This is a genomic window from Streptomyces sp. S6, assembly GCF_054880855.1.
Genome location: NZ_JBTYMC010000400.1, coordinates 1 through 5,220, shown reverse-complemented (window position 1 = coordinate 5,220; position 5,220 = coordinate 1). Strand labels below are relative to the sequence as shown.

The following is a 5,220-nucleotide window of genomic DNA, read 5'->3' as shown; positions in this document are numbered from 1 at the left end:
TCGTGGTGGCCGGGAGCATGCCCTCGGAGTACGAACCGGCCAGCTGTATGAGGGCGTTGGGCTCCTCGACGCCCGCCGAGACGATGCCTCGGGGGCGGCCCCGGTAGAGGGAGGGGGCGACCTCGGTCACGCCGTTCGCGAGCATCGCGGAGGCGAGGGTGTCTCCGGGGTGGCCGGTCAACTCCCTTCCGTCCAAGGTGAATCGGAGAGTGGCGGTGCGGTCGATGCGTCCGCCGTGCGGGAGCCGGAAGGGCTGGTCGGTCATCGGGTTCCTTCCGGGCGGGGCTCGCCCTGGCGGTAGACGGTGAGGACCTCGTGGCTCGCGGTGTCGCGCAGGACGTTGAACCAGCGGCGGCAGCCGGCGGCGTGCACCCAGCGTTCCGCGAAGGGGCCCTTGGGGTTGTCCCGGTAGAAGACGTACTCGGCCCACTCGGCGTCCGTCAGGTCGCCGGGGCTGTCCGGATACGGGACGTGGGCCTGGCCGCCGTAGTGGTACTCGGTCTCGTCGCGCGGGCCGCACCAGGGGCAGTCGATCAGCAGCACGGTGCCTCCTCAGTGGGCCACGGCGGCGGCGCCGTGTTCGTCGATCAGGGCGCCCGTCGTGAACCGGTCGAGCGCGAACGGGGCGTTCAGGGCGTGGGGTTGGCCGGTGGCGAGGGTGTGCGCGAAGGTCCAGCCGGCCGCCGGGGTGGCCTTGAAACCACCGGTCCCCCAGCCGCAGTTGACGTACAGGTTCTCGACCGGGGTGACGCCGACGATCGGGGAGGCGTCCGGGGTGACGTCGACGATGCCGCCCCAGGTCCGCAGGACGTGCGCGCGGGCGAAGACGGGGAACAGCTCGACGGCGGCGGCCATCTGACGCTCGATCACATGGAACGACCCGCGCTGCCCGTACCCGTTGTAGGAGTCGACGCCCGCACCCATCACCAACTCGCCCTTGTGGGCCTGCGACACGTAGACGTGGACGTGGTTGGACATGACGACGGTCGGATGGACCGGCTCGTGCAGCTCGGAGACGAGGGCCTGGAGGGGGTGGGACTGGACGGGCAGACGGACCCCGGCGAGCTGCGCGAGGACGCTGCTGTGCCCGGCCGCCGCGAGGCCGACGCTCCCGGCGAGGATCCGGCCCCGGCTGGTCTCCACGCCCACGACCCGGTCGCCGTCCTTGACGAAGCCGGTGACCTCGCAGCCCTGGATCAGGTCGACGCCGTGCGCGTCGGCGCTGCGGGCCAGCGCCCAGGCGACGTGGTCGTGCTTGGCGATCCCGGCGCGGGGCTGATAGGTCGCGCCGAGCACCGGATAGCGGGTGCTCGCGGAGACGTTGACGATCGGGCAGACCTCGGCGACCTGCTCCGGAGCCAGCCACTCGGCGTCGACTCCGTTGAACCGGTTGGCGTTGACGCGCCGGACGCCCTCACGGACGTCCTGGAGGGTGTGCGCCAGGTTGAGGACGCCGCGCTGGCTGAACAGGAAGTCGTAGTCCAGCTCCCCCGGGAGCCGCTCCCACAGTTTCAGCGCGTGCTCGTAGATCGCCGCACTCTCGTCCCACAGGTAGTTGGAGCGGATGATCGTCGTGTTGCGGGCCATGTTGCCGCCAGCGAGCCAGCCCTTCTCCAGGACGGCGACGTTCGTGATGCCGTGGTTGACGGCGAGGTAGTGCGCGGTGGCCAGGCCGTGTCCGCCGCCGCCGACGATGACGACGTCGTAGGAGCGTTTCGGGTCGGGGTTGCGCCACAGGAAGTCGGGGTGCTCCGGGAGCGGGGCCTCGGTCATGCCAGGTCTCCGTACAGCTCGGTCAGGCGAGGTCTGTGTACAAGGGGAAGGCGTTGGCCAACTTGGCGACTCGGTCTCGGAGTTCACCCTCCGGCGCCTCGCCCTTGAGCGTCTCCGCCACGATGTCCGCGACCTCTCTGAACTCCGGCCTCCCGAACCCGCGCGTGGCCAGCGCCGGCGTCCCGATGCGCAACCCGGACGACACCATCGGCGGACGCGGGTCGAAGGGAACGGCGTTGCGGTTGACGGTGATCCCGACCCGGTGGAGCCGGTCCTCCGCCTGCTTGCCGTCCAACTCCGAGTTCCGCAGGTCGACCAGGACGAGGTGGACCTCGGTCCCTCCGGTCAGCACGGTGATCCCGGCCTCCGCGACGTCGTCGGACAGCAGCCGCCCCGCGAGCACCCGGGCCCCCTCAAGCGTCCGCCGCTGCCGGTCCCTGAAGTCCTCGCTCGCGGCCACCTTGAACGCAACTGCCTTGGCGGCTATGACGTGTTCGAGTGGACCGCCCTGCTGCCCGGGGAACACCGCCGAGTCGATCTTCTTCGCGAGGCCGGCCCGCGTGAGAATCACCCCGCCGCGCGGCCCCCCGAGCGTCTTGTGCGTGGTCGTGGTGACGACGTCGGCGTACGGGACGGGGTTCGGGTGCAGGCCCGCCGCGACGAGCCCGGCGAAGTGCGCCATGTCGACGAGCAGGTACGCGTCCACCGCGTCCGCGATCCGCCGGAACCCGGCGAAGTCGAGGTGCCGGGGGTAGGCCGACCAGCCGGCGACGATCAGCTTCGGCCGGTGCGCGAGGGCGAGTCGCTCGACCTCGTCCATGTCGATGCGCAGGTCGGACTCGCGGACGTGGTAGGGGACGACGTCGTACAGCTTGCCGGAGTAGTTGAGGCGCATGCCGTGGGTGAGGTGGCCGCCGTGCGCGAGGTCGAGGCCGAGGATCGTGTCGCCGGGCTTCAGCAGGGCGAACATCGCGGCGGCGTTGGCCTGGGCGCCCGAGTGGGGCTGGACGTTGGCGTGTTCGGCGCCGAACAGGGCCTTGACCCGGTCGATCGCCAACTGCTCGATGACGTCGGTGTGTTCGCAGCCGCCGTAGTAGCGGCGGCCCGGGTAGCCCTCCGCGTACTTGTTGGTGAGCACCGAGCCCTGGGCCTCCAGGACGGCGGCGGGGGCGAAGTTCTCGGAGGCGATCATCTCCAGCGTCGACTGCTGGCGGTGCAGTTCCGCGGCCACGGCGGTGGCGACGTCGGGGTCGAGTACGGCGAGCGGGAGTGACAGGGTCATCTGTGCACCATCCTGGGAACCGACTGGTACGCGACTGATATATCAAGCTCTGCGGTAAGGTATGCGGGCTCACCGGGACCGGTCAAGGGGGCAGTCATGCAGCAGACGGCGACCGAGGAGCCGTCCCTCGCGGAGCAGGCGTACCGCACGGTCCGCGACCGGCTCGTCCTGCTGGAGATCCGGCCCGGCGCCCCCATCAACGAGGAGCAGCTCGCGCAGTCCCTCGGCGTCGGCCGCACCCCTCTGCGCGAGGCCCTCAAGCGCCTCCAGTACGAGCGCCTGATCACCACCTACCCCCGGCGCGGCACGTTCGCCACCGACGTCAACATCACCGACCTCGCCCACGTCTCCGAGGTCCGCCAGGAACTCGAACCGCTGGCCGCCGCCCAGGCCGCCCGCCGCGCCACCGCAGCGGACCGCGAGACCCTCACCTCGCTCTGCGACACGCTGAGAAGCACCGGCATCCACCACCAGAACCCCGCCGACCTCCTCCACCTCGACCTCCAGGTGCACCGCGCGGTCTACGCCACCACGCACAACCCGTACCTGGAGGACACCCTCGTCCAGTACGACAACCTCGCCACCCGCATCTGGTGCCTGTTCATCGACCGCCTCTCCGACATGGCGGGCCACGTCGGCGAACACGGCCCGCTGATCGAGGCGATCGTGGTGGGCGAGCCGGAGCGCGCGGCGGAGCTGGCACGCCGTCATGTGGAGGGGTTCGAGAAGGCGGTGCGGGCGGTGATCTGAGGGCGGCGCCCCGGACACACGGCCACCCGCAGGCGCCGCGCGGACGGCCGAGGCGGCGCCCCGGCACGCCGTCGGCCTCCCCGGTGTCCGGGCCGCCCGCCGCGTCACCTCACCGGCGGCCTGGTGACGGCCGTCAGGATCACGGCCGCGAGCGTCACCGCGCCGACCGTCACGAACGCCGTCCCGTACCCGCTCGCCGCGAGGTGGGCGGTGGTGAGGGGGCCGATGACGCCGGCGAGGCTCCAGGAGACGAGCATCGGGCCGTAGACGGCGCCGATGTGGGCGACGCCGAAGAAATCTCCGGCGGTGGCGGGCATGGTGCCGAAACCGCCGCCGTTGGCGAGGCTGACCGCGCAGACGAGGGCCGCGAAGAGGGCGGGGTCGGTGGCCCAGGGGAGGGCGATGAGGCACAGGCCCTGGATCAGCAGGAGGACGGCGAACGTCCGCATGCGGCCCGCCCGTTCGGACACCGCGCCGAACAGGGGGCGCCCGACGCCGTTGAAGACCCCGGCCGCCGCCGTCAGCGCCGCCGCGGATCCGGTGTCGTATCCGGCGACGGAGTGCGCGGCGGGTGCGAGGACGCTGACGAGGCTGATCCCGGCGAGGGAGCTGGCGAACAGGATCGTCGCGAGGAGGTACCACTCGCGGCTGCGCAGGGCCTCGCGCCCGGTGAAGGAGGGGCCGGTGGAGCCGCCGACCACGACGGACGGGGAGCTCGCGGGCGGGTTGACGAACAGCCAGGCCGTCGGGATGGTCATCGCCGCGCAGAGCAGGCCGATCGGCAGGAACGCCTGCGTGGGGACGTGCTCGTAGCGGTGGACGAGGGCCGCCATCACCGGCGCTCCCAGGACCGGCCCGAGGCCGAAGCCGCCGACACTGACCCCGGTGATCAGGCCCCGCTTGTCCGGGAACCACTTCTGGAGCAGCGCCGTCGGCACGATGTACCCGATACCGAGGCCCACCCCGGAGACGACGCCGTAGCACAGGACGAGGATCCACAGGTCGGCCGCGTCCCGGGCGAGGGAGCAGGCGACGATGCCCGCCGAGTAGACGGCCGCCCCGGTCATCGCCGTCACCCGGGAACCGTGCCGCTCCTGGAGCCGCCCGCCGCACCAGGTCCCGACGAAGACCATCCCGACGGCGACGCTGAACGGGAGGGCCGCCCGCGTCGCGTCGTACGCGAACGCCGAACCGGGCTCCCTGAGCGCCCGGCCGAACACGCTCCACGCGTACACGGACCCGAGGGCCAGCTGGAACACCACGGCCGCGACGGCGACCCACCACCGGCGCGGGACCCCCGGCCGGCGGCGCACCAGCACCGGCATCGACACGGAGACCACCACACGCCGGACGGCGTCCGGCCGCACGTCCACCTGCGGCGCACGTTTCTTCTGGGACGTACCGACTACAGACCC

General features: G+C 71.9%; 6 protein-coding genes. 1 reads left to right on the top strand and 5 read right to left on the bottom strand.

All coding sequences use genetic code 11. From position 1 onward, the window contains the following. From ACVNF4_RS32215 to ACVNF4_RS32200, 4 genes are all read right to left on the bottom strand, one after another. Window positions 1-265, bottom strand: a 265-nt coding sequence (locus ACVNF4_RS32215; protein WP_461806417.1) for a 2Fe-2S iron-sulfur cluster-binding protein, incomplete at its 3' end; no start/stop codon positions are given. Further along, window positions 262-543: a sarcosine oxidase subunit delta gene (locus ACVNF4_RS32210; protein WP_461806416.1), complete on the bottom strand. Its 282-nt coding sequence runs from the start codon at window positions 541-543 to the stop codon at window positions 262-264. The genes ACVNF4_RS32215 and ACVNF4_RS32210, both read right to left, overlap by 4 nt. Before the next feature lie 9 nt (window positions 544-552). Next, a complete protein-coding gene (locus ACVNF4_RS32205) occupies window positions 553-1,773 on the bottom strand; it encodes a sarcosine oxidase subunit beta family protein (protein ID WP_461806415.1) in 1,221 nt (406 codons plus the stop codon). A 22-nt stretch (window positions 1,774-1,795) separates the two neighbouring features. Next, a complete protein-coding gene (locus tag ACVNF4_RS32200) occupies window positions 1,796-3,055 on the bottom strand; it encodes a serine hydroxymethyltransferase (RefSeq protein ID WP_461806414.1) in 1,260 nt (419 codons plus the stop codon). Window positions 3,056-3,151: 96 nt separating this feature from the next. On the opposite strand from ACVNF4_RS32200, the gene ACVNF4_RS32195 reads away from it, so the two are divergent. Further along, on the top strand, window positions 3,152-3,805 hold the full coding sequence (locus ACVNF4_RS32195) for a GntR family transcriptional regulator (protein ID WP_461806413.1): 654 nt from the start codon (window positions 3,152-3,154) through the stop codon (window positions 3,803-3,805). Window positions 3,806-3,909: 104 nt separating this feature from the next. Here ACVNF4_RS32195 and ACVNF4_RS32190 read toward each other — a convergent pair. Continuing rightward, window positions 3,910-5,220: OFA family MFS transporter (locus tag ACVNF4_RS32190; RefSeq protein ID WP_461806412.1), on the bottom strand; the 1,311-nt coding region annotated here is incomplete at its 5' end.